The organism is Caballeronia pedi, from assembly GCF_001544915.2.
In the GTDB taxonomy this organism is placed as follows: Bacteria; Pseudomonadota; Gammaproteobacteria; order Burkholderiales; family Burkholderiaceae; genus Caballeronia; species Caballeronia pedi.
In genome coordinates this window covers 1-22,816 of record NZ_FCOE02000020.1, presented here as the reverse complement: position 1 = coordinate 22,816, position 22,816 = coordinate 1, and the positions used below count along the sequence as shown (strand labels likewise).

The window sequence follows — 22,816 nt, the reverse complement described above, 5'->3', positions numbered from 1 at the left end:
AACGGCTATGCTTGTCGAAAACGGAGCGAGACATGAACGTGACGAACGTGTACCGGGAGAGCGACTGCTCGCTCGATGAATTCTCCGCGCTGCTCGAACGGGACACCGTGCCAAGGCAGGCACTAGCCGCCGATATCCAGCAGCGGATTCCCCTCTACGATTGCGCCGCGCTGCGCGAAGCCTTGAACGATCCGCCGAAGCGCGCGGCATTGCAGGCGGAATGGGCGACGGTGCTTCGCGACGGCGCGGGCGTATTCGTGCTCAAGGCGGCCTATGCGGATGTCGCGCCGGTCGACGAGGCCACCGCGACCTTCGAATCGATCATCCGTAAAGAGCGCGCGCAGGGAACGAGCGGCGCGGATCACTTTGCGAAGGCGGGCGCGAACGATCGCATCTGGAACGCGCAGGAAAAGCTCTGCCTCGAAGCGCCGCGCGTGTTCGCGCGCTACTTCGCGAATCCGTTCATCGAGTGTGCGGCGCAAGCGTGGCTCGGGCCGGCTTTCCAGATGACGTCGCAGGTCAACGTCGTGCGCCCGGGCGGAGAGGCGCAGCAGGCGCACCGCGACTATCACCTCGGTTTCCAGACCGCCGATGAAGTGCAGCGCTATCCGGCGCATGTCCACGCGATGTCGCCCTTTCTCACGCTGCAGGGCGCGGTCGCGCACAGCGACATGCCCGTCGAAAGCGGGCCGACCAAACTGCTGCCGTATTCGCAACGCTATGCGCAAGGCTATCTCGCATGGCGTCGCGCGGATTTTCGCGAGCACTTCGAGGCGCATTACGTGCAACTGCCGCTCGAAAAAGGCGATGCGCTCTTCTTCAGCCCGGCGCTCTTTCATGCGGCGGGCGCGAACCGCACGCGCGACGTGCAGCGCATGGCGAATCTGCTGCAAGTGTCGTCGGCATACGGACGGGCGATGGAAACGCTCGATCGAGCCCGCATGTGCGAAGCCGTCTATCCGGTGTTGCTCGATGAAAAATCCACGGGACGCATGAACGACGCCGAACTCGATGCGGTCATCGCGTCCTGCGCGGAAGGTTATGCATTCCCGACGAATCTCGATCGCGATCCGCCCTTAGGCGGTCTTGCGCCGAAGAGCCAGCAGGCGCTGTTGCGTCAGGCGCTCGATGAAGCATGGTCCGTCGATGCGCTGGCGAACGCGTTGAGAGACAACGCGTGGCGTCGCAGCACGTAGGCAAGCCGCTATTCCTGATACACCGCCGACAGCACGCTTTGCGCGTCGGCGAGTGCATTGTCGAGCTGCACGAGACTCGCATGACGCGCGCCGAGCGGATCGCGATTCGCGATCGCGGTGAGTATCGCCTTGTGCCGTGGCAATGACAGCGCGTGCGTATCGGGATGACGGCTCGTCAGCTTGATCGACTCCGACAACGCGAGCGACAGCATGTGCCCGATGTACATCAGCATGTCGTTATGCGTGGCCGTCATGATCGCGCGATGAAACTCCAGATCCGGCGCAAGCAATGCATCCGGCGTGTCCGCGAGCGACATGCGCTCATAGGCGGCGCGGATGTTCGCGAGATCGTCAGGCGTCGCGTTCGATGCGGCGAGCGCGGCGGCAGCAGGCTCGACGATCCTGCGCACCACGAGCAGCGACTGAAAGAACTCGCCTTCGTGCACGCTGTTGATGGTCCAGAACAGCACATCGGGGTCGAGCGTGTGCCATTCATCGCGCGGACGCACGACGCTGCCCAGACGCGGCTTCGACAGCACCAGTCCCTTCGCGACCAGCACGCGCGTCGCTTCGCGCAGCACCGGGCGGCTCACGCCGTAGGCTTCGCACAGCTTCGCTTCGGCGGGCAGGCGGTCGCCCGGTTTGAGCCTGCCGCTCACGATCTCGATGCCCAGCTCCTGCACGATGCGCGCGTGCATGCTCTTGCGGGGCTGTAGATGGCGGTAGTCCATGTCAGCGCTTCGTCGCGGTGCGTTCGCCGAACGCGCGCTGCGACAGACAGAACACGAGCAGCAGCGCGCCGACCGCGATCTTGGTCCACCAAGAACTGAGCGAGCCGTCGAACGAAATCAGCGTCTGGATGATGCCGAGCAGAAGCACGCCGAACAGCGTGCCGATCACATAGCCGACGCCGCCCGTCAACAGCGTCCCGCCGATCACGACAGACGCGATCGCGTCGAGTTCGAGACCCATCGCATGCAGGCCGTAGCCGGAGAGCATGTAGAACGTGAACAGCACGCCGCCGAGCGCCGAGCAGAAACCCGACAACGCGTAGGCGCCGATGGTCGCCGCATTCACCGGCAAGCCCATCAGCAGCGCGGAATGAGGATTGCCGCCGACCGCATAGAGGGTGCGCCCGAACGGCGTGTAATGCGCGACGAATACCGCCAGCGCAAGCACGACGAGCGCGATCACCGCGCCGAGCGACAGCGACGCGCCGCTCATCACGGGGATGCGAATCTGCGAAACCATTGCGTACCACGGGTCCGTGATGCTGATCGAATCGATGCTGATCAGATAGCAGAGCCCGCGCGCGAGAAACATGCCCGCGAGCGTGACGATGAAAGGCTGCAGGCGAAAGCGCGCGATCAGCCAGCCCATCAGCGTGCCGAACGCGGTGCCCATCGCGAGCACGAGCGGTATCACGACGAGCGGATGCCAGCCCGCTTTCTCGACCAGCGCGGCGGACACCATCGTCGTGAGCGCGATCACCGATCCCACCGACAGATCGATCCCGCCCGACAGAATGACGAACGTCTCACCCACCGCGACGACAATCAGAAACGCGTTGTCGATCAGCAGATTGAGGAAGACCTGCGGCGAGAAGAAGCCGGTGTACATCACCGAGCCGAGCACGGAGATCACGATGAACAGCGACACCGTCGCGGCAAGCGGCAGGTAGCGGCTGCGTACTGTCTTGCGCGGCGGCGCGTCGTTCTTGCGCTGATGCGTGAGCGTAGGCAAGCGCGAATTCATCGCCGCACCTCGCGATCCGCGAGCGCGGGACGGCGCGCGAATTTCGCGACCGTCGCACGGAATTCGCCCGATTGCAGCATCATCACCGCGAACACGACGATGGCCTTCACCACGAGATTGACCTCCGGCGGCACGCCGAGCGAATAGATCAGATACGTGAGCGTCTGAATGATGAGCGCGCCGATCACGCTGCCCGCGAGCGTGAAGCGGCCGCCGGTCAGCGCGGTGCCGCCGAGCGTCACGGCGAGAATCGCATCGAGTTCGAGCAGCAGGCCCGCGTTGTTGCCGTCCGCGCTCTTGACGTTCGAACTGATGAGGATGCCCGCGACGCCCGCGCACAGGCCGCTGAACGCATACGCGCCGAGCGTGAGCCGTCGCGCCTGCACGCCCGCGACGCGCGCGGCGGTCGGATTGATGCCGATCGCCTGCAGGAACAGCCCGAGCGCGGTGCGCGTGATCGCGAGCCAGAGCAGCGCGAACACGAGAGCTACGATCAGTATCGACACCGGCACGCCGAGCAGATAGCCGCCGCCGAAGAAGAAGTAGGGCGAGTAGTAGATCGTGATGATCTGGCCGCTCGTGATGAGCTGCGCGATGCCGCGTCCCGCGACCATGAGAATGAGCGTCGCGATGATCGGCTGCATGCCCGCGCGCGCGACCAGCAAGCCGTTCCACAGCCCGCACAGCAACGCGACGCCGAGCGCGGCCACGATCACGACGGGCAACGGAAAGCGCGTCACATTGCCGGAGATGGAGCCGCCGATCGCCCACGCGGCGACCGCGCCCGCGATGGCGACGACCGCGCCCACGGAGATATCGATGCCGCGCGTCGCGATCACGATGGTCATGCCGAGCGCGACGACCGCGAGCGGCGCGGCGCGATTGAGGATATCGATGAGGCTGCCGTACAGATGATGATCGCGCCATTCGACATGCAGGAAGCCCGGATTGAACGCCGCGTTCAACGCGAGCAGCAGCGCGAGCGTGACGATCGGCCAGCCGAGCCGGTGCTCCATCATCGAGCGGAGCTTGCCGCGTCGCACGGTATCATCCATGTTCGGCTCCGATCATTTCGCATACCGTATCTTCACTCGTGCCCGCCGGAAGTTCGCCGACCTTGCGACGATCGCGCAACACGACGATGCGGTTGGCGACGCGCACCACCTCCGAGATTTCCGACGAGATGAAGAGCACCGCCATGCCGGTCGAGGCGAGCCTGAGTATCTCGTCCATGATTTCCTGCTTCGCGGCGACATCGATGCCGCGCGTGGGCTCGTCGAGGATCAGCAGGCGCGGTTCGGTCGCGAGCCAGCGCGCGATCAGCGCCTTTTGCTGATTGCCGCCGGAGAGCAGGCCGATCGGCATGTCGAGCGTCGCGGCCTTGATGCCGAGCGCGCGCACGAAGCGTTCGGCGAGCGCGTTCTGTTCGGCGCGCGTGAGGCAGCGTCGCGCGCCCATGCGCGCCTGCAACGCGAGCGCGATGTTCTCGCGCAGCGACAGCTCCGCGACGATGCCATCCGCCTTGCGCTCCTCCGGGCAGAACGCAATGCCGTGCCGGATCGCCTGCGCGGGCGTCGCGAAGGAAACCGGCGCGCCGTCCATGCGCAGTTCGCCTTCGTCGGGCTTCTCCAGGCCGAACAGCAGCTTCGCGAGTTCGGTGCGCCCGGAGCCGAGCAGCCCCGCGACGCCGACCACTTCGCCCGCGCGCACGCGCAGATCGAGCGGCTGCAACTGGCCTTTCTGCCCGAGACGTACCGCGTCGAGCAGGGCGTCGTCGGTGGCGTGCGCTTCGGTGTCGTCGGGCGGCGGCTGGCGCGCCTGCGCGGCGGCGAGTTCGCGGCCGAGCATCGCCGCGATGAGCGCCTGCGTGCCGAGTTCGTTCGCGCGCCATTCGCCCACGCGCCGGCTGTTGCGCAGCACCGTGATGCGGTCCGAGATCGCGTAGACCTGATTCAGAAAGTGCGTGACGAAGAGAATCGCGAGACCTTGTTCGCGCAGACGGCGCAGCACCTCGAAGAGGCGGCGCACTTCGTCGTCGTCGAGCGAGGAGGTCGGTTCGTCGAGAATCAATACTTTCGACGACAGCTTCAGCGCCCGCGCGATCGCGACCATCTGCTGCACCGCGACCGAATAGCTCGTCAGCACGCGCGTCACGTCGATATCGAGCCCGATGCGCCCGAGCAGTTCGCGCGCCTGCCGGTTCGTCGCTTCCCAGTCGATGCGAAAGCCTGAGAGCGCGCCGCGTCGCGGAAAGTAGCCGGCGAAGATGTTCTCCGCCACGGAGAGGTTCGGGCAGAGATTCACTTCCTGATAGACCGTGCTGATGCCGAGCTTCTGCGCGGCGAGCGGCGAGTCGGGGCGAATCGCGCGGCCGTCGAGCAGAATCTCGCCGGCGTCGAGGTTCACGACGCCAGTCAGCACCTTGATGAGCGTCGACTTGCCCGCGCCGTTCTGGCCCATCAGCGCGTGAACCTCGCCCGGATAAAGGGTGAGGTTCACGTCCTGCAGCGCATGGACGCCGGCGAAGCGCTTGTCGATGCCGCGCAGCTCCAGTACGGGCGAAGTCATCGGAGATCAGTATTTGCGCTCAGTACTTTCGATTAGGGAATTCCTTCGCCGCGACCTCCATCGGGAAGATGCCTTCCTGTGTGACGATGCGCTTGGGCACGGACTTGCCGGCCTTGATGTCCTTCACGACCGACATCAACTGCGGCCCGAGCAGCGGACTGCATTCGACCGACACATTGAGCTTGCCCGCCATCATGGCTTCGAATGCGCCTTTCACGCCATCGACGGAAATGATGATGATGTCCTTGCCCGGCTTCATGCCGGCTTCCTCGATCGCCTGGATCGCGCCGATCGCCATGTCGTCGTTGTGCGCGTAGAGCACGTTGATCTTCTTGCCCTCGGCCTTGAGGAAAGCCTCCATCACTTCCTTGCCCTTCGCGCGCGTGAAGTCGCCGGTCTGCGAGCGGATGATCTTGAACTTCGGATCGGACTTGATGATTTCCTCGAAGCCCTTCTTGCGATCGATCGCGGGCGCCGAGCCGACCGTGCCCTGCAATTCGACGATATTGATCGGCCCCGCATTGCCCTTTTCCTTCTCGACCAGCCAGCGGCCCGCCTTGCGGCCTTCCTCGGTGAAGTCCGAGCCGATGAAGGTGACGTAGAGCGTGTCGTCCTTGCTGCTGATCGCGCGGTCGGTGAGCACGACGGGAATCTTCGCGTTCTTCGCTTCGACGAGCACGGTATCCCAGCCCGTTTCGACGACCGGCGAGAACGCGATCACATCGACCTTCTGCGCGATGTACGAGCGGATCGCCTTGATCTGGTTTTCCTGCTTCTGCTGCGCGTCGGAGAATTTCAGGTCGATGCCGGCTTCCTGCGCGCTGGACTTGATCGACTGGGTGTTGGCGGTGCGCCATTCGCTCTCCGCGCCGACCTGCGCGAAGCCGAGCACGATGGGCTTTTGCGCGAAGGCGGGGAGCGGAAGCATTGCGCCGAGCGGCGCGGCGGCCATCGCAACTAACACGGTGCGGCGTTTCATGACAGTGGTTCCTCCATCCGTTGGTTTTTAACCTGTCTTGTTCGAATGATTCTGGAATAACCTGTTAATTCGTTGTTCTATTGATCCCGTCGCCATACCACCAATTCCGGTATTTGGGTTTTCCACTGTCGATTCTGCGGGCGGCGAGATAGATTGACTATATGAGGCTATCCGGCCACTTTTTATTCACGTTAACCCGCTTTTTGCGCCGAAACAGTCATACCATCTCGCGCCGCGCGCTGCGCCGCAGCATCGACGAATTCGAGCGTCGGGAAGAACTGGTAACGACCGCGTAACGCCTCGTAAGCACTCGCGAAAAGCGCGTTTTTTTCGCGCGATCGTCAATATGCGCGCTCACGGAAGATCGCTCACGTTGCAATTCGCAACGGTTCTTCATCTTCAAGGAGCGCGCAGCATGAACGTCACCGGCCCGAGCACATCCCACGCGACGCAAGCGGCGTCGCACACGTTGCCCATCAAGCGCAGCACCGATACCCCGAGCGTCGAAACCGGTAACGCGAACGCCAAGACCGCGCCGGTCAATCCGGCGCACCTCGGCAATCACGTCGATACGACGGCGTGAATCATGGCGACATCCTTGCGTTTCGCGCTCGTGTGCGTGGCCGTGGCGGCGTGCCCGTTCCTGCTCGATGGCTGCGCGCTCGCCGCGCTGCCGTGCCGCGTGACATCGGCCGCGCTGAAGATCGTGCCGGTCGTGGGCCATGCCGCGTCCACGCCCTTCGATGCGTGCGCAACAGCCATCGACTGACATGAAGCGAACCTTCATCCGTGGCGCGCTCTGCGCTTGCATGGCGATGCCCGTGCTCGCCGCGGCGCAGAAGCCTTTCGATTTTCGCGGCCTGCCGCTCGGCATTTCGCTCGATGCGTTCCGTCGGGACGAGCCCGCGCGCGCGACGCCGCCCGGCAGCGTCGCCGTGTGCGATACGGATCTCGAAGCGGCCTCGCTCGGCATGGTGCTGCGCGACACGCACAGCCTGTCGATCGCGTGCAAGTGGGCGCATCGCACGCAGGCGGGATGGAGCGCGTCGCAGGCCGTCGTCGACGGCGCGCCTTCGCGCGATCACGTGTTGCGCTTCGCGGCGATGCCGGGCGATGCGTCGCCGCGGTTGTATCGCATGGCGTTCGTGATCGATGCGCGCGTGGTCGATGACTTCACCGAGGCGCTGTCGTCGAAGTTCGGCCGCAGCCGCGTCGAACGCGCGAACGGCTACAGGACGCGAACGTGGGAGAACGCGACGAGTTCGATCACGCTGGAAGCAAACGGCGCGGCGGCCTCGGCGCATGTGATCTATCGCCTGAAGGCCTACGAATCGTGGCTGCGCGAAACGACCGACCGATGGCGTCTTGCCTCGGTGCAGGACACGCCCTGAATCAAAGGAGAGGATTGTTCATGAAACTGGCGTCATTGCCCTGCTCGGCGTTGGTGCTCGCGCTCGCCGCGTGCTCGTCGTCGCGCTCCATCGTGGAGATGCCGACGTATGCGCCGGCCGTCGCGCAACCGGTCAACGTCAACACGCTGGGCGCGATCTATCAGGCGGGGAGTTCAGTCTCGCTCTATGAAACAGCGCGCGCGCAGCGAGTCGGCGACGTGCTGACGATCCGCCTCGCGGAGTCGTATCAGGGCAGCAATTCCGCCGACGCCAGCGCGAGCCGCGCAAGCAGCATCAGCGCCGAGGCCGCGGACAAATCGAGCGGCGCGGCGGCGCGGCTCGCGCGTCTGTTCAACGTCGGCTCGGCGAATACGTCGTTCAAGGGCAACGGCAGCACCAGCAATCTGTCGGCGATGAGCGGCACGCTCGCGGTGTCGGTGATCGGCACCTTGCCGGGCGGCAATCTGGTGGTCGCGGGCGACAAGATCATCGCGATGAGCGGCAATCAGGACCAGTTGCGCTTCTCGGGCATCGTCAATCCGAAGGATATCGAGGCGGGCAATTACGTCGCGTCGAACAAGGTGGCCAATGCGCGCATCGAACAGGCGGGCGTCGGCATGCTCGCCGATTCGACGACGATGGGCTGGCTGCAACGTCTCTTCATGAGCGTGCTGACCTTCTGACGATGCCGACGCGCGCCTCAGACCTCCGCGTGCGCCGCGATGCGCCCGGCCGCAGTCGGATCGCCGTGCGGCACGAAGATATAGCCCTGGCCCCAGACGGTCTGCACATAGCGCGGCTCGGACGGATCGATTTCGAGCAGACGGCGCAGACGCCAAATGGCGACATCGAGACTGCGATCGCGATGCGCGCCGTTGCCGCGCAGCTTCTCGTTCAGTTGCGCGCGCGTGAGCACGACCATCGCGTTCTTGACGAGCGTCTTGAGCAGCGCGAATTCGCCCGAGCGCAGCGCGATGCGCTCGCCGTCGCGGCGCAGTTCGCGCGCGCCGAAGTCCATTTCGAACGGCCCGAAACGATACGCCGGCCGCATCTCGGGCGCGCCCGCCGCAAACGCCGACGCGCTCTCGCGACGCCGCAGGATCGAGCGGATGCGCGCGAGCAGCTCGCGCGTATCGAAGGGCTTGCCGAGGTAATCGTCCGCGCCGAGTTCGAGTCCGATCACGCGGTCGAGCACGTCGGAACGCGCCGTCAGCAGGATCACGGGAATATCGTCGTGGGCGTTGCGCAATTCGCGCAACGCGCTGATGCCATCCTTGCCGGGCATCATCACGTCGAGCACGATCATCGAAGGACGCTCGGCCTGCACGCGGCGTCTCAGATCGGCGCCGTCGCTCAGAACCGACACGTCGAAGCCGTGCTGCTGCAGATAGTCGCGAACGTGATCGCGCACCACGGGGTCGTCGTCGACCATCAGTACATGTGGAGTCATGCAGGGATTCTAAGCGCCGCGCGGATGCGCTCGCGACGGTCGAGAACTTTCCATTTCTTTCCGTTACGGCGTGTTTCATCGCGCGATGCGCGGACGAATCGCGTGTGTGCGTGGCTTCGCGCGGGAATCGCACGCGCGTGCTACGCGCTGTCGCAGCCTGCGAAAACGCCCTCCGTAAGAATCCGTAATGTCGCGCGGCGCGTGCAATGCGCGGGTTGGGAATAACCTCCGAATAGAATTTTGGGATGTCCATATCGGTTCTCATCGTCGACGACGACTCCGCGGTGCGCGACCTGCTGCGCCAATTCTTTAACGCACGAGGCATCGACGTGTCCGTGCTGCACGACGGCGGCGGCCTGCGTCGGCGGCTGGAGCTCGAACGTCCGTCCATCGTCGTGCTCGACATCATGATGCCGGACACGGATGGCCTGCGCGCGCTGCGCGATCTGCGCGCGGCGGGCGAGGACATTCCCGTGATCTTCGTCACGGGCTGCGACAGCGTTCCACAGAAGATCGCAGGGCTGCAATCGGGCGCGGACGACTATCTCGCCAAGCCTTTCGATCCGCGTGAGCTGCTCGCGCGCATCGAAGCGGTGCTGCGGCGGCGCGCGAGTGCGCCGAGCCGTCCCGAGCCCGCGCCGCGCGAACGCTTCGGCCGCTTCGAAGTGGACTTCGTGACGCGCTCGCTGCTGCGCGGCGGCGAACGCATCGCATTGCGCGACAGCGAGTTCGCGTTGCTCAAGGTATTCATCAAGCATCCGTACAAGGTGCTTTCGCGTGTGCTGATCCACGATCTCGTGCATCGCGACGATCTGGCTTTTCGCGATCGCGGGCTCGATGTGCCGATCTGGCGTCTGCGCCGCATCATCGAGGACGATCCGTCGAATCCGCGTCACGTGCAGACCGTGCGCGGACAAGGTTACGTGTTCGTGCCCGACACCGATGGCCCGACATCGAACCGGTTCGGGACCTAGCCGCGATGCGTCTGGGTCTCTGGCAGGCCGCGCGCGCGCCGCGCGGTTTCATCGACACGCTGTTCGGCCGCATGGCGCTCGTGTCCGTGTGCGTGCTGCTCGCGCTGCAAGGCGGCTGGTTCGCGATTCTCCACGTGCAGGGTCCGCACCGCGAAGCCGATGGCTACGCGCGCGCATTGCTGATCGTGCTGGAGGCCGCGCACAACGATGTCGCGCTCGGCGGGCGGCTGATGCGCGAAACGCGCGTGCATATCGTGCCGGTGTGGAACATGCCCGAGCCGCTCACCTTGCGCGATGCCCGCAAGACGCGCCACGCGCATCTCGCGCGTCAGATCGCCGATGGCTTGCCGGAGGGTTCGCAGATCGCCGTCGATATCGATGCGCGCAACAAGTCGCGGCTCTGGGTGCGCTATCCGTCGAGCAATGTGTGGATCGTCACGCCGATCGACTTGCCGCCGCCCGCGCCGTTCATGACGGAGGCGGTCGTGCTGCTCGCCGGCGCGCTGGTGCTCTCGCTCTTCGCGACGTGGCAGTTGCAGCGGCCGCTCGCGCGTGTCGCGCAGGCGGCGCGCCGTTTCGGGAGCGGCGAGCGCCCGGTTCCCGTCGATGAAAACGGTCCGCGTGAATTGCGCGAACTGATCGGCGCGTTCAACCAGATGATGAAGAAGCTCATCGATACGGACGACGATCGCGCCGTGATGCTCGCGGGCATCGCGCACGATCTGAAGGCGCCGCTCACGCGCCTCTCGCTGCGCGCGAGCGTGCTTGCCAAGGACGAGCGCGAGCGCGCGCATTTCCTGCGCGATATCGATTCGATGACGCGCATCGTTCAGCAGTTCCTCGAATTCGCGGGCCGCTCGACTTCGGAAAGCAGCGATACCGGCGTCGATGCGTTCATCGCGGAGCAGTTCGCGTCGCCCGAAGACGGCGATGAGCCTTTGTTCGCGCTGTCGCTCGATGCGGGCGAGGCGTTCAGGTTGCCGCGCACGTTCATCGACCGGCTGATGACCAATCTCGTCGACAACGCGCTGGAGCATGGCGAACCGCCCGTCGAGATCCGCACCGCGCGGCAGGGCGGCGAATGGCTGATCGAAGTGCGCGACCACGGCCCCGGCATTCCCGACGAGCGCCTCGACGACGTATTGCGGCCGTTCGTGCGGCTCGATCCCGCGCGCAGCGGCAACGGACATTGCGGACTCGGGCTCACCATCGTCGAGCGTCTCGCGCGCGAGCAGCGTGGCCGCTGTGAGATCGGCAATGCCGACGGCGGCGGGCTGATCGTGCGCATCGTCATTCCCTTTGAAGAAACATGATGCCTGCTTCGTCCACGCATGCGGCGCCCATGTCGCGCCGCGCCTTCATTCGTGGCGGCGCGCGCGTCGCGCTGCTTTCGACCACGTTCGGCGCGGGCGCGTTGCTGTCGGCATGCGGCGGCGCCAGCGACGATCAGGCGGTGACGGCGACGCCGACACTTGCTTCGATAGAAAACTTCCGCGATGTGGCGGGCATGGGCGAAGGCTATCCAACCGTCGATGGAAACCGGCTGCGGCGCGGCGTGTTCTATCGCTCGGGCGCGCTCACGCCCGATGACGCGGACGCGGTTGCGCTCGCGCGGCTGTCGTTGCGCGCGGTGCATGATCTTCGCGTGGTGAGCGAGACCGCGCTTGCGCCGGATCGCGTGCCGGCGAACGCCGTGCGTGAGACGCATGAAGTCGCGCCGATCGACGCCGCGGCGGCGATGCCTCGCGACGCGGCGGCCGCGAGCGCGTGGATGATCGGGCAGCAACGTCAGCTCGTTACGGACCCGGTCGCGCGCTTGCAGTTCGGGGCGCTGCTGACGCGGCTTGCGCGCGTTGCGGGGCCGCAGGTGATTCACGGCACGGCGGGCAAGGATCGCACCGGCTGGGCGGCGGCGCTGTTGCTCGCCATCGCCGATGTGCCGCTCGACGTGATCATTCAGGATTATCTGTTGACCAACACGGCGGCACAGGCGCATATCGACGCACGCGTGAAGGCGCATGCGGCGCGGATTGGGACGGATGTGCTGACGGTCGCGCCGCTTTATCAGGCGCAGAGCGCGACGCTCGAAGCGGCGTTCGAGGAGATGCATCGCGAGTTCGGCACGTTGAGCAATTATCTGGCGCAGGGTTTGTCGATGAGCAATGCGGACGTGGCGATGTTGCGGGTGAAGTTGATTGCGTAGAGAGGCGTTCAAGCCTCGCCCGCACGCTCCCGATACGCCGCGAACTTCGACATCTTCCCGATTCCCGGATTGAAGCAATTGCACGGATCGAGCTCTTCGTAGAACGCCGCAAGCTGTGGCTTCGCCTCATAAAGATGCCCCACGTTGTGCTCGGCGGGATACTCTGCGCCACGCTCATCGAGCAATTCGAGCATTTCGTGTTCCAGCGCCATGCAGTCGTTGCCTTTGGTAACGATGTAGTCCTGATGAAACACATGACACAGAAAGTGCCCGTAATACAGCTTTAGCACGATAGGGCGCTCGATCTTCTCTGGCAGCTTCTCGAACCACTCGCGGTCGTCGCGCCGTAACGCGATATCGAGCGCGACGATATCCTCGACCTCGCGATGATGCACCGCGCGATAGCGCACCGCCGCGCTCGCCGCCGCGAACCGATGCAGGAACGCCTTGCGGCCTTCTTCCTCGCTGCATTCGAAATATGCGCCGCCGCCGCTCGCAAAGCGCGTCGACAGAAACGCGCGCGCTTCGTCGATGCCTGCTGCGGGCACCTTCAGCATCAGATGATGCTCGTACTCTTCGCGATACGTCGCGAGACGTGCGGGAAGATGATCCGGCAAGCGGTCGCTGACCCACTGCAGCACGCGATCGCTCAGATGCTTCGGCATGAAGCCGAGACGCTCGAACCACGCGTCGCAACGCGTCTTCAGACTGAAGAAGAGCGGCAGCCGGTCCGTGCCGAACTTGTCGACGATGACGAAGAGGTCCTTGCCGTATTTCCTTGCGACATCGAACGCATCGCGATGAAGGTATTCGCCCGCGATCGGCAGATGCGTGAAATTAGCGAGCGCGTGGCGGCGGATGTCCGTCAGCACGCTCGTGTCATTGGTGCCTATATAGAACACCTTCGCGCCTTGCTCGGCCGCGAACGTGTCGAGGCGCACCGCGAAGGTCATCACCTTGCCGGCGGAGCCCGACGCTTCGAAGAGCCGGCGCGGATCGGCGTTGAAGCGCGCGGGCGTGGGCGCATCGATATCGCGGACATGGGTCGCGTAGTCGTGATCCGATGCCGCTGCGCCTTCGCGAACATCGGCATCGGTGAATGCGCCGTTTTCGATGCGCGACAGGATCTCTTCGGGCGTGCCGCCGAGTTCGATGCCAAGATGATTCACGAGGCGCGGCACGCCCGTTGCATCGACGGCGGCGAACACCGCCATCTCCGTATAGGCCGGTCCGCGATGCACGAGCGAGCCGCCCGAGTTGTTGCTGATGCCGCCCAGCACCGACGCGCCGATGCACGACGAGCCGATCACCGAATGCGGCTCGCGTCCGAGCGGCTTCAACGCACGTTCGAGCTGATCGAGCGTCGTGCCGCCGATGCAGACCGCCTGCGTCCCGTCCTTGATCAGATGGACATGCTTGATCCGCGCCGTGCTGACGATGACGACATCGCGATCATAGTCGTCGCCATCGGGCGTCGAGCCGCCGGTGAGGCCCGTGTTCGACGCCTGCGTGATGACGATCGTGCGCGCCGCGACGCATGCGACGAGCACGCGCCATTGCTCGACGAGCGTGCCGGGGCGCACCACCGCCAGCACGCGGCCGGTGCCGAAACGGTAGCCGGTGCGGTAGCGGCGCGTCGGGGCATCGCCGGTGAGTACGTTGCGCGCGCCGACGATATCGCCGAGCGACGCGAGCAGGCTTCTGCGCGATTCGCCGAAGGCAAGGGCGGAAGGAGCGATGACGGACATGGCGGCCTCAAGCGCGGTGCGGTTCCGAAGACGACGATTCCGCCGCCGACGCTGCCGTTGCGCGCTGCGTGAGCGTGAGGATCGCGCCGACGACGAGCGCCCCGGCGACGACGATCAGCCCCGCGTTCGTGCTGTGCGTGACGTCCTTCATCCAGCCGATGATCGACGGGCTGACGAAGCCGGCGAGATTGCCGATCGAATTGATCATCGCGATGCCGGCTGCTGCGGCGGCGCCCGTGAGCACGCTGCTCGGATAGGTCCAGAACACCGGCATCATCGACAACACACCCGCCGTGCCGACCGACAGCGTGATCAGTGCGAGCGCGAGGTTGCCCGTATGGAGCGTGCTTGCATAGAAGCCCGCTGCGGCCGCGACGCCCGCCAAAGCGAGATGCCAGCGCCGTTCGTTGCGACGGTCCGAACTGCGCGCGACGAAAATCATCGACACGATCGCGACCGCATAAGGAATCGCCGTGAACAGGCCGACGTCGAGCGCGTTCTTGACGCCCGCCGTCTTGATGAGCGTCGGCAGATAGAAGCTCACGCCGTAGAGGCCCATCATGCAGCAGAAGTAGATCGCGGCGAGACGCCACACACGTCCGTTCGACACCACGCTCCTCAGCGAATGATCCGCGCCGGCCGGTTCATCGCGTGCGATGTTGGCTTCGAGAAGCTGCTTCTCCTGCTCGTTCAGCCACGACGCCGCGCGAATCCCGTTCGGCAGCATGAACAGCGTGAGGATGCCGAGCACGAGCGACGGAAGCGCTTCGAGCAGAAAGAGCCACTGCCAGTTCGACAGTCCGTGGACGCCGTTGAAAGCCTGCATGATCCAGCCCGACAGCGGACCGCCGACCACGCCCGCCACCGGAATGCCGATCATGAAGAGCGCGTTCATGCGGCCGCGTCGCGAAGACGGATACCAGTAAGTCAGATAGAGCACGATGCCGGGAAAGAACCCGGCTTCGGCGACACCGAGCAGAAAGCGCAAGGTGTAGAACATTGCCGGCGTCTTGACGAACAGCGACGCGGCCGACACCAGCGCCCACGTCACCATGATGCGGCTGATCCACACGCGCGCGCCCACGCGATGCAGCAGGATGTTGCTCGGCACTTCGAACAGGAAGTAGCCGATGAAGAAAATCCCCGCGCCGAGCCCGTACACCGACTCGCTGAACTTCAGGTCGCTCAGCATTTGTAGCTTCGCGAAGCCGACATTGACGCGATCCAGATAGGCCGCGACATAGCAGATGAAAAGAAAGGGCAGGAGACGCCAGGTCACTTTCGCGTAGGTCGCGGTTTCTGACTCGGCGGCGGCGGGAGTTGGGGTGTGCGGGTTCATCGAGAAGTCTCCTGAATCGTGCGGCTTGTCGCCGCTACTGGCTTTGATGGAGCGCATTGTTCCGTGCCAGTAAGAGACTGTCGAGACGTCGAACCACTGGTCCTACCACTTCTTTTTGTCGTGCCAGGAGGCGTTTTCCGCGCGAATCAATGGCGGCGAGGGCGCGCCGGCTTGTGCACGTCCGTGCGCTCACGCGCGGCGCGAGATCACTGCCAGCCCTTCAGACGCAGCGTCGCGCGCACCAGACGCTGCTCTTCCGCCTCGATTTCCCGCATGCAGGCGGTTGTCGTGGTGATATGCGTGCTCGCGGCCTTGCGCGCCTGCTCCGGCTGCTTGCCCAGCACGGCCTTGTAGAGACGCGCGTGCTGTTTGTCGATGACGCGCTTTTGCGCCTCGCGATGGTAGAGGTTATTGACCGACGCGAAGACCGAACTCAGCAGCAGATCCGTGAGCGAACTCAGCGTATGCACGAGCACCGGATTGTGCGATGCCTCGCTGATCGACAGATGAAAGTTGTAGTCGAGCCGCGCACGGGTCGATTCGGCCACGTCGCTCTCGTTGGCCGCGAGCATTTCCTCGTATCGGCGCGTGATGAGCGCGAAATCCGCCTGCGTGCCGCGCAGCGCGGCAAGACGCGCGGATTCGGCTTCGAGCATTTCGCGCACTTCGAAAATGTCGTAGAGCGTGCGTGGCTGGGAGCCGAGCAGATGCATCATCGGCGTGAGCGCGGGTTGCGTGGTCAGCGCGGCGACGAACGAGCCGCGTCCATGCGAGGTTTCGATGATCCCGCGCGTACGCAGCACCTTCAGTCCCTCCCGCACGGCGGATCGCGACACGCCGAGTTTTGCGGTGAGGCGCCGTTCGGAAGGCAGCGCCTGACCGGGCTTCAGCACGCCGTCGACGATCAGCCCTTCGATGCGTCCCGCGACGGCGTCGGCGATCTGCAGCGCGTCTTCCTGGCTCTCGTCATGCATGGTATGCCTCACTGGTCCGACCACTTTGCGAACTTTAGCATTGCCCGCCGATAACGGAAAAGCCTTCGCATGACCCCCAAAAAAAGACGGCCCGCCAGAAGGACACCGGCGAGCCGCAAGAGGGATCGGTCAACAACAGCAACAGCGTGGGCAGATTAGCATTGCTTTCACGCGCGCGATCGCATCGGAAAGATGCGGTAAGGAAAGCGTCAGGGCGTGCGCGCCACCACCATGCGGTCGACCAGCGCGTCAAGCTTCTGCCGCGCGCTCGCGAAACGATCTATGTTCAGACCATTCGTGTCGTAGCGCGCGGTCACGAGAATCTGCCCTTGCCGCAGCAGCGTCAGATCGATCGCCGACAGATACGACATCGGCTCGCTGCTGAACGCGCGCTTGTCCCAGCGCGTGGTCGCGTTATACACGAGCATCGCCTCGCAACCGGGCGGCGACGTGCCGGGGTTATAGACCATCGAGTTGACGCCGCGTCGCTGCAATGCGACTTGCAGACCGGGCACGAAGTCGCCGGTCGCGACCGTCTGATTCAGCTCGATGCACACGGATTGCAGTGCGGCGGGCGCGCCCGTCACCGAAGTCGGCGACGAATAACTCGATGCGACCGTGAAGCCCGCCTGCACCAGAGAGCCCGCTGCATCGGCGGCCGTGATCAGGGTCCAGGTGCAGCCGGAGAGTGCGCCAGCGCCGACAGCGAGGAGCGCGCGCGCGATGAGCCTTCCAATCACATTCACCGCACGATGCGCAGGCGTAAGGTGTTCGGCGCTTCGATCGTCGCGGTCATCGTCGTCACGCGCTTGTCAGTGGTGTCGCGCAGCGCGAAATGCTGACGCGTCGCGGTGTTCACGTCGTGACGCACATCGGGAAAGCAGGCAGCGATATCCGCGCCCAGTTCCTGCAACGGATCGGCGACGATGCCATCCGCGCCCCAGTGCGCGCGCCAGCGGCAGTCATAGGTATGGGCGCTGCTCTTGCATGTGCCTTGACCAGGCGAACCGGCGGGCAGCAGGGCGCGGTCTTTGGCGAGCGTGTCGAAAGCGTGTGCATCGACGATGGTCTTCAGCGCGGAACAGACGTCCGGAAGATCCTCGGCGGAGGCGGACAGCATCGGCACGAAGAGCGCCACGGCGACGAGCGCGCGGCGCAGGGAGAGCAAGTTGGGAGTGCGTGAGAGGTGTGCTTGCATGGCTTGGCGTAGTGTCGAGGGAAGAGGCGGTCTGTCGTGTGCAGACAGCGCGCATCGAGATCTTCCCGCGCCGCGCCGCGATTCGATATGCGGAGCAAAGCGCCAATCCGGCAAGTTATTTCCAGGTATTAATTTGCGAGTGCCGTCATCAAACGAACAACGACACGATGCCGCCGATCGTCACGGCCGCTGCGACCCATTTGCCTGCGGTGTAGAAGCCGTTCGTATCGGTCGCCTGCACTTCGGGACGTTCGAGGCCGAGCGCGCCATATGCGAAGGATTTCACCGACGACGGTGCATCGGTCGGTTGTGAGGTGGCGTCATCGGTCGTGGCGTCGGCAGGGGCAGGCCGGCGCGATTCAGGCGCGTCGGCGTTCGTGTAGGCAGTCGTCGTCGCACTGTTGATCTGCATGGATTCCCTCGTCGTTATCCGGTTCTCGCAAAACCGCGATAACGGCGAGTGCGCGCGCCTGCTTTAAAGCGCGCGCCTTTCCGTTTCTTACCGCCGATGCCTTACATCGGGTGGTTCTGCACGAAATCCTTGTACGCCCAGTAAGCGGCCTTCTTCGTGATGCCGTCGCCCTCGGCGAGTCCATAAGCGCCTTCGCTGTCGTCGTAGAGCTGGAACGCTTGAATCGACTGGATGTTGTACTTCGACGCGACACTCGCGAATTGCGCCATCATCGTGTTGCCCGTCATGTAGCTGGCGATCTGGTTGTACGAGCCGTAATCCGGACGCACGCCGAACTCGTTGATCCAGATCGGCTTGCCCATGTCGTGCAGCGTCTGCAGCACGTCGTGGCAGCCCGTGCCGCCGCATGCGTGGGTGATGTCGCCCTGGCTCGAATACCAGTGCCACGAGGTGACGTCCCAACTCACGGTCGGATGGCCCCAGGTGCCGTCGGGCTGCGAGCCGTCGGCGAGCATCTGGAAGAAGGCGGTGTGCAGCCATGTGCCACCGAGCACGATCTTCGCGTTGCCGTCGACCGACTTCACGCCCGCGATCATGCCGCGAATCACGCCGCGCGCGAGCATGTACGACCAGTTGTTGTACTGATACCAGACGGTGCCGTCGACATTGCCATTGAGCGCCTTCGCCTCCAGTTCGTTGCCGACCTCGTAGTACGTGTAGCGATAGCTGTTCGCGGTCTGCTGGCCGAGCTTGTAGCCGGCGTTGTAGGCGTCGCTTTCGCTGTTGTAGTTGAGCGTCAGGAGCATCACCGGATACACCATCACGCCGCCGTCGGCCATCGTCTTGGCGATGCCGGCAAGCATGTTCGCCGATGTCTGGCTGTAGACGTCGTTTCGATAGATCGTTGCGCCCAGTTCCTGGAGTTGCGCAAGCTGTGTCTGCGGACTCGTGAAGTCGTATGCGCCGCCATTGGTGTTATGGCCGTTCATGCCGTAGAAGATCGAGCCGTTCCCGCTTGCTGCCTTTGCAGTGGACTTCGGCAGCGCGGCGCTCTTGCCGGTCGCGGCGGTATCGGCGGCGCTGTCACTGTCGCCGCCGCCGCCGCATGCGGAGAGCATCGCGCTCATCAGGACTGCCGTGGCGATAAAGCCGCCGAACGAGGAGAAGGATCGATTCTTCATATAAATTAGGATGACGAAAATAATGGTGCGATCTCGCGAAGACGAGAGTGTGCCTTTCCCGGCGATGGACGAGACGATGCGAACACCGGGCCGCGCGCAAGCGCTTCCGATGACTTCGCGAAAGATCTTTAGTGATCCGAATGACCGGCCGCAGTTGAAGAAAGGCGGCCGGCGCGATGAGCGGCGAGCGCTCGATGACCATGGGTCATCGGTAACATGTGCAGCGAGTGTGTTTCGACGAAGTCAAAATTTCTGACTTGAGGGCGATTGATTTCTTACCCGCGGCCAAGTAGTCGCCGGGCTTGAATCAGCGAGGAAAGGTTACTTTGTTCTGATGTAGAAGTAAACCGGACAGCAGAAAAAACATCTTGCCTGTGCCGGGATATGGGGAACGGTCTGTACTGTTTTAATTCGTTCCGCAGCAACGGCTTCTACGTTGAGGGCGCAATGCGCCATGTCTTCGGATCACGTACTGCATCGACCACTTGCCGGATCGCGGCGATGACCAGGTCCGGCTGATCCTGATGAATGTCGTGACCGCTCTGCTTCGCGACGACGACTTTCGCGTCGGGCGTCATCGTTGCCAGATCGTCGCGCAGCTTGCTCATGATCGCTTCCATCCTGTCGGCCGGCCATCCGGCAAACGGCGCGGGAAACGGAATGCCATGGCCGAGGATGAAGAGCGGTATCGGGCGCATCGGTGCGCGTGCTCTCGCTTCGCGCACCTGACGGGTCGAAGCGTCGTCGGCGAGCGGCGCGGTCCACCACTGTTCCGCTTCGGGATACGCGTCGAGCAACTCCTGATTTTTCACGGTGAGCGCTTCGAACGTTTTCCATTGCGCGGGCGGCAGCGCTTCTTGAAAGCGCAGCCAGACGTTCTCGGGCGTCGTGTCGATCAGCACCATGCCGACGACATCATCGGGATACGTGCTGGCATACAGGCGTGCGATGAGACCACCCGCCGAGTGACCGACGAGCACATACGGACCGGGTATCTTCGCGGCCGCGAGCAGGGCGTGCAGATCGTTCACCTTGTCGCGCGTCGTGCGCGGCTGATGCACTGGCGTGCTGCGGCTGGGCACGAACAGCGGACCGTTCGGCTCGCGGTTCGGATCGACTTCGCGCAGTGTGCCGGGGCGGTCATAGGCGCATACCCGTGTGAAGGCGGCGACGCCAGGCAGCACCATCGTCCGCGCGCCTGCGGGCTGCAGTTTGTCGCGGCTCCAGACATCGCCCCGGCTGAGCGCGCCCGCTTCTAGAATCACCGTGGGACCCCCATGACCGCGACATTCCAGATGGAGCGCGCGCCCGCCGATATCGACCGTTCCGGCAAAATCATCGTTCGACGCAGCCGATGCCTGCGTGACAACAGCCAGCACGAACGTCCCGACGATGCGATGGCGGAACACGACGTCCTCCTTGACGAATCGTCGGACCGAGGCCCGCTTCGACCTATGTCGCTACGATTCGATCATGATAGTGCGCAGACGCCGCGCGCGCTCCCAACGCGTTACGGCGCCGCCACGCCCTGCGTCTTGGGGCTATACGTCGTATAGAACGACGAGCCCGCCCAGGCAGGCGCCGGATCGTTATACAGCGGTGCGCCCTGGCTCCAGTTCGCGCCGTCATGCCAGTCGCCGTTGCCGCTGAACTTCGCGACCGCCGGATACGGATACACCGGACGCGATGCCGTCACCTTGCTCGTCGTCGCATCGGTCTGATAGGTCATCACGGCATTGGGCGCGGCGCTCTGTTCGACCCAGCCGGTGATCTGCGAAACCAGATCGATGTTCGGGAAGCCTTCGCCGCCACCGCAATGACCCACGCCCGGCACCAGATACAGGCGCGAGAATTCATTCGCGCTCGCTTCGCCCATCGTGTCCTTCACGGCCTGGTAGTAGCGGATCGTGAAGAGCGGCGAAATGTGCTGATCGGCCCAGCCGTGCCACAGAATCAGCTTGCCGCCCGCGTTCTTGAATGCCGACAAATCGGGACTCGTCGCATCGTTGAGCGCGTGGTTCGTCTGCAGATAGCTCGGGTAGAAACTGGCGTCGTGATAACCGAAGGTATCGATGTTCGGCATCGTCGGCGAGCCGGTGAAGATCAGGTTGTACGCGCCGGTCACGATCATGTAGCTGAAGATGCTCGACACGGGCACGGGCGCGTCCGTCGAGTTCGACGTCGGTACTTCGACGCCGATCCAGTTCGCCTCCGAGCCATACAGCGGCGAGCCGCCGAGCATCAGCGTGCCGGTGTTCGCATCGGTCGGGCCGCTATAGAGCTTCTTCGCGGTGTCGACTTCGGCGGCCGTCAGGCAGTTACTCGTGCTCGACGCGCTGGCCGCGCACTGAATCGTCGCGGGATCGAAATGACAGGTGCGCGGATCGGCGATGAGGCCATCGGCCACGCCCGCCTGACCGCCGCACGCGGCGACGACCGCCTTGTGCAGCACCTGAGCCTTGTCGGCGTACAGCACGGCCTTGCCGGCGCTCGTGCCCGTCGTGCTGTTCGATTCGACGTTCCAGCCGTGATACAGCGAGTTCTGAATCTGGAAATGCGCGGCGGGTGCGCCCGCGACGATGCCGTTGTAATCCGACGGATAACGTTGCGCGGCCATCAGCGCCTCGCGGCCGCCATCGGAGCAACCGACGAAGTACGAATATTTCTGTTCCTGACCGTAGTAAGTCTTGATCAGTTTCTTCGCCGCCAGCGTCGTGATGTGCTGGCCGCGATAAGCGAAGTCGGCCTGCTTTTGCGGATCGGTGGACCATGTGGCGTCCTGTCCGGAATGGCCCATGTCGGTCGCCGCCGTGACAAAACCGCCTTGCTGCACGAGCGGGCACGTGTAGCTGAAGCTGAACGAGGTTTGCTTGGTCGGATCACTCAGGTTGCCGCACAAGCCGCCGCAGCCGAGTTCAGCGAAGCGCTGCGTCCACGAGTCGACCGGCAGCGCGACTTCGAAGGTGTTCGATGGGGCGAGCGTGCCTTTCACCGTGCAGAAGTTCACGCTTGCGCCGTTGACGGTCGCGGCGGTGACCGTGGCTGAGCTGATCGTGCTGCCCGCGCCGCCGATGTCGGTGATATCCGTCGATGCCAGCTTCGAACAGTCGACGACCGGCTTCACGACGGCCAGTGGCGTTTTGGAGGTGCTGTCGCTGCTTGTGGCGTCGCTGCCGCTGCCGCCGCACGCAGTGACGACAACTGTCACGATGCATGCAGCCAATACGGCAAGCAGCCACCTGGATTCCAGAGCTCTCATTGGTTATCTCCCTGACTTCATTTCGATCGCGTACAACAGAGCCTCGCCCGCGCATCGCTGCGCAGGCGAAGAAAGATAAAACTCGATGATTCGTAATCCGAATCAGAAACGATGGATGATACCCACGCCCGCCGCGAACATGCTGCGCGATGCCGACGGCGCGCTCTGGAAGCCGTCGCCGATGGTCGC

General features: G+C 64.2%; 23 protein-coding genes. 8 read left to right on the top strand and 15 right to left on the bottom strand.

Features of this window, described 5'->3' with window-relative positions; translation table 11 throughout:
- The first annotated feature begins 32 nt into the window (after positions 1 to 32).
- Complete coding sequence (locus AWB80_RS25695; protein WP_061177483.1) at positions 33 to 1,196, top strand: phytanoyl-CoA dioxygenase family protein; 1,164 nt, start codon at positions 33 to 35, stop codon at positions 1,194 to 1,196.
- Positions 1,197 to 1,204: 8 nt separating this feature from the next.
- Here AWB80_RS25695 and AWB80_RS25690 read toward each other — a convergent pair whose 3' ends face one another.
- The 5 genes from AWB80_RS25690 to AWB80_RS25670 are packed head-to-tail and all read right to left on the bottom strand — an operon-like array spanning position 1,205 to position 6,498.
- Positions 1,205 to 1,927 carry a FadR/GntR family transcriptional regulator gene (locus tag AWB80_RS25690; RefSeq protein ID WP_061177482.1) on the bottom strand — a complete coding sequence of 241 codons (723 nt, stop codon included), beginning with the start codon at positions 1,925 to 1,927 and terminating at the stop codon, positions 1,205 to 1,207.
- 1 nt (position 1,928) lies between these two features.
- Complete coding sequence (gene yjfF / locus AWB80_RS25685) at positions 1,929 to 2,951, bottom strand: galactofuranose ABC transporter, permease protein YjfF (protein ID WP_096031990.1); 1,023 nt, start codon at positions 2,949 to 2,951, stop codon at positions 1,929 to 1,931.
- A complete protein-coding gene (locus tag AWB80_RS25680) occupies positions 2,948 to 4,006 on the bottom strand; it encodes an ABC transporter permease (RefSeq protein ID WP_061177481.1) in 1,059 nt (352 codons plus the stop codon). The genes yjfF and AWB80_RS25680 overlap by 4 nt, the downstream gene beginning before the upstream one ends.
- Positions 3,999 to 5,519, bottom strand: a complete 1,521-nt coding sequence (locus tag AWB80_RS25675; RefSeq protein ID WP_061177480.1) for a sugar ABC transporter ATP-binding protein — start codon at positions 5,517 to 5,519, stop codon at positions 3,999 to 4,001. The genes AWB80_RS25680 and AWB80_RS25675 overlap by 8 nt, the downstream gene beginning before the upstream one ends.
- 19 nt (positions 5,520 to 5,538) lie before the next feature.
- The gene (locus AWB80_RS25670) at positions 5,539 to 6,498 is read right to left on the bottom strand and encodes an ABC transporter substrate-binding protein (protein WP_061177479.1); all 960 of its coding nucleotides are present in this window, start codon (positions 6,496 to 6,498) and stop codon (positions 5,539 to 5,541) included.
- 415 nt (positions 6,499 to 6,913) lie between these two features.
- Here AWB80_RS25670 and AWB80_RS44090 point away from each other — a divergent pair, with 415 nt between their 5' ends.
- Genes AWB80_RS44090 through AWB80_RS25650 form a run of 4 tightly spaced genes read left to right on the top strand, consistent with a single transcriptional unit; the run spans position 6,914 to position 8,572 of the window.
- Positions 6,914 to 7,081 (top strand): hypothetical protein, encoded by a 168-nt coding sequence (locus AWB80_RS44090; protein WP_160147475.1) that lies wholly within the window; start codon positions 6,914 to 6,916, stop codon positions 7,079 to 7,081.
- Between the two features lie 3 nt (positions 7,082 to 7,084).
- A complete protein-coding gene (locus AWB80_RS25660; protein ID WP_061177477.1) occupies positions 7,085 to 7,267 on the top strand; it encodes a DUF6726 family protein in 183 nt (60 codons plus the stop codon).
- Between the two features lies 1 nt (position 7,268).
- The gene (locus AWB80_RS25655; protein ID WP_061177476.1) at positions 7,269 to 7,889 is read left to right on the top strand and encodes a hypothetical protein; all 621 of its coding nucleotides are present in this window, start codon (positions 7,269 to 7,271) and stop codon (positions 7,887 to 7,889) included.
- 20 nt (positions 7,890 to 7,909) lie between these two features.
- Positions 7,910 to 8,572, top strand: a complete 663-nt coding sequence (locus tag AWB80_RS25650; protein WP_061177475.1) for a flagellar basal body L-ring protein FlgH — start codon at positions 7,910 to 7,912, stop codon at positions 8,570 to 8,572.
- 17 nt (positions 8,573 to 8,589) lie between these two features.
- On the opposite strand, the gene AWB80_RS25645 is transcribed toward AWB80_RS25650, so the two are convergent.
- Positions 8,590 to 9,339, bottom strand: coding sequence for a response regulator (locus AWB80_RS25645; RefSeq protein ID WP_061177474.1), 750 nt, complete (start codon positions 9,337 to 9,339; stop codon positions 8,590 to 8,592).
- A 245-nt stretch (positions 9,340 to 9,584) separates the two neighbouring features.
- Between AWB80_RS25645 and AWB80_RS25640 the strand changes: the two genes are divergently transcribed.
- The 3 genes from AWB80_RS25640 to AWB80_RS25630 are packed head-to-tail and all read left to right on the top strand — an operon-like array spanning position 9,585 to position 12,516.
- On the top strand, positions 9,585 to 10,313 hold the full coding sequence (locus tag AWB80_RS25640) for a response regulator (protein WP_061177473.1): 729 nt from the start codon (positions 9,585 to 9,587) through the stop codon (positions 10,311 to 10,313).
- A gap of 5 nt (positions 10,314 to 10,318) precedes the next feature.
- Positions 10,319 to 11,626: an ATP-binding protein gene (locus AWB80_RS25635; RefSeq protein ID WP_061177472.1), complete on the top strand. Its 1,308-nt coding sequence runs from the start codon at positions 10,319 to 10,321 to the stop codon at positions 11,624 to 11,626.
- Positions 11,623 to 12,516 (top strand): tyrosine-protein phosphatase, encoded by an 894-nt coding sequence (locus AWB80_RS25630; protein WP_061177471.1) that lies wholly within the window; start codon positions 11,623 to 11,625, stop codon positions 12,514 to 12,516. Before AWB80_RS25635 ends, AWB80_RS25630 begins: the two co-directional genes overlap by 4 nt.
- Before the next feature lie 8 nt (positions 12,517 to 12,524).
- Here the strand turns inward: AWB80_RS25630 and dld are convergent, their stop codons facing one another.
- From dld to AWB80_RS25585, 9 genes are all read right to left on the bottom strand, one after another.
- Entirely contained in the window at positions 12,525 to 14,264 is a 1,740-nt protein-coding gene (gene dld / locus AWB80_RS25625; RefSeq protein WP_061177470.1) for a D-lactate dehydrogenase, read from the bottom strand.
- A gap of 7 nt (positions 14,265 to 14,271) precedes the next feature.
- The gene (locus AWB80_RS25620) at positions 14,272 to 15,603 is read right to left on the bottom strand and encodes an MFS transporter (protein WP_061177566.1); all 1,332 of its coding nucleotides are present in this window, start codon (positions 15,601 to 15,603) and stop codon (positions 14,272 to 14,274) included.
- A gap of 206 nt (positions 15,604 to 15,809) precedes the next feature.
- Positions 15,810 to 16,577, bottom strand: coding sequence for a transcriptional regulator GlcC (glcC, locus tag AWB80_RS25615; protein ID WP_061177469.1), 768 nt, complete (start codon positions 16,575 to 16,577; stop codon positions 15,810 to 15,812).
- Between the two features lie 209 nt (positions 16,578 to 16,786).
- The gene (locus AWB80_RS25610; protein WP_087131601.1) at positions 16,787 to 17,323 is read right to left on the bottom strand and encodes a hypothetical protein; all 537 of its coding nucleotides are present in this window, start codon (positions 17,321 to 17,323) and stop codon (positions 16,787 to 16,789) included.
- On the bottom strand, positions 17,320 to 17,775 hold the full coding sequence (locus tag AWB80_RS25605; RefSeq protein ID WP_244206725.1) for a hypothetical protein: 456 nt from the start codon (positions 17,773 to 17,775) through the stop codon (positions 17,320 to 17,322). Before AWB80_RS25605 ends, AWB80_RS25610 begins: the two co-directional genes overlap by 4 nt.
- A gap of 148 nt (positions 17,776 to 17,923) precedes the next feature.
- Complete coding sequence (locus AWB80_RS25600) at positions 17,924 to 18,187, bottom strand: hypothetical protein (protein WP_061177467.1); 264 nt, start codon at positions 18,185 to 18,187, stop codon at positions 17,924 to 17,926.
- 101 nt (positions 18,188 to 18,288) lie between these two features.
- The gene (locus tag AWB80_RS25595; RefSeq protein ID WP_061177466.1) at positions 18,289 to 19,368 is read right to left on the bottom strand and encodes a lipopolysaccharide biosynthesis protein; all 1,080 of its coding nucleotides are present in this window, start codon (positions 19,366 to 19,368) and stop codon (positions 18,289 to 18,291) included.
- A gap of 431 nt (positions 19,369 to 19,799) precedes the next feature.
- Positions 19,800 to 20,777: an alpha/beta fold hydrolase gene (locus AWB80_RS25590; RefSeq protein WP_061177465.1), complete on the bottom strand. Its 978-nt coding sequence runs from the start codon at positions 20,775 to 20,777 to the stop codon at positions 19,800 to 19,802.
- Positions 20,778 to 20,878: 101 nt separating this feature from the next.
- The gene (locus tag AWB80_RS25585) at positions 20,879 to 22,627 is read right to left on the bottom strand and encodes a tannase/feruloyl esterase family alpha/beta hydrolase (protein WP_061177464.1); all 1,749 of its coding nucleotides are present in this window, start codon (positions 22,625 to 22,627) and stop codon (positions 20,879 to 20,881) included.
- Between the last annotated feature and the right edge of the window lie 189 nt (positions 22,628 to 22,816).

Bases quoted from the DNA above. Each gene is read 5' to 3' on its own strand.
- dld (WP_061177470.1), bottom strand. From the start codon at position 14,264: ATGTCCGTCATCGCTCCTTCCGCCCTTGCCTTCGGCGAATCGCGCAGA.
- yjfF (WP_096031990.1), bottom strand. From the start codon at position 2,951: ATGAATTCGCGCTTGCCTACGCTCACGCATCAGCGCAAGAACGACGCG.
- AWB80_RS25600 (WP_061177467.1), bottom strand. From the start codon at position 18,187: ATGCAGATCAACAGTGCGACGACGACTGCCTACACGAACGCCGACGCG.
- AWB80_RS25585 (WP_061177464.1), bottom strand. From the start codon at position 22,627: ATGAGAGCTCTGGAATCCAGGTGGCTGCTTGCCGTATTGGCTGCATGC.
- AWB80_RS25645 (WP_061177474.1), bottom strand. From the start codon at position 9,339: ATGACTCCACATGTACTGATGGTCGACGACGACCCCGTGGTGCGCGAT.
- AWB80_RS25670 (WP_061177479.1), bottom strand. From the start codon at position 6,498: ATGAAACGCCGCACCGTGTTAGTTGCGATGGCCGCCGCGCCGCTCGGC.
- AWB80_RS44090 (WP_160147475.1), top strand. From the start codon at position 6,914: ATGAACGTCACCGGCCCGAGCACATCCCACGCGACGCAAGCGGCGTCG.
- AWB80_RS25690 (WP_061177482.1), bottom strand. From the start codon at position 1,927: ATGGACTACCGCCATCTACAGCCCCGCAAGAGCATGCACGCGCGCATC.
- AWB80_RS25680 (WP_061177481.1), bottom strand. From the start codon at position 4,006: ATGGATGATACCGTGCGACGCGGCAAGCTCCGCTCGATGATGGAGCAC.
- AWB80_RS25640 (WP_061177473.1), top strand. From the start codon at position 9,585: ATGTCCATATCGGTTCTCATCGTCGACGACGACTCCGCGGTGCGCGAC.
- AWB80_RS25650 (WP_061177475.1), top strand. From the start codon at position 7,910: ATGAAACTGGCGTCATTGCCCTGCTCGGCGTTGGTGCTCGCGCTCGCC.
- AWB80_RS25660 (WP_061177477.1), top strand. From the start codon at position 7,085: ATGGCGACATCCTTGCGTTTCGCGCTCGTGTGCGTGGCCGTGGCGGCG.
- AWB80_RS25595 (WP_061177466.1), bottom strand. From the start codon at position 19,368: ATGAAGAATCGATCCTTCTCCTCGTTCGGCGGCTTTATCGCCACGGCA.
- AWB80_RS25655 (WP_061177476.1), top strand. From the start codon at position 7,269: ATGAAGCGAACCTTCATCCGTGGCGCGCTCTGCGCTTGCATGGCGATG.
- AWB80_RS25620 (WP_061177566.1), bottom strand. From the start codon at position 15,603: ATGAACCCGCACACCCCAACTCCCGCCGCCGCCGAGTCAGAAACCGCG.
- AWB80_RS25635 (WP_061177472.1), top strand. From the start codon at position 10,319: ATGCGTCTGGGTCTCTGGCAGGCCGCGCGCGCGCCGCGCGGTTTCATC.
- AWB80_RS25695 (WP_061177483.1), top strand. From the start codon at position 33: ATGAACGTGACGAACGTGTACCGGGAGAGCGACTGCTCGCTCGATGAA.
- AWB80_RS25675 (WP_061177480.1), bottom strand. From the start codon at position 5,519: ATGACTTCGCCCGTACTGGAGCTGCGCGGCATCGACAAGCGCTTCGCC.
- AWB80_RS25630 (WP_061177471.1), top strand. From the start codon at position 11,623: ATGATGCCTGCTTCGTCCACGCATGCGGCGCCCATGTCGCGCCGCGCC.
- AWB80_RS25605 (WP_244206725.1), bottom strand. From the start codon at position 17,775: ATGCAAGCACACCTCTCACGCACTCCCAACTTGCTCTCCCTGCGCCGC.
- glcC (WP_061177469.1), bottom strand. From the start codon at position 16,577: ATGCATGACGAGAGCCAGGAAGACGCGCTGCAGATCGCCGACGCCGTC.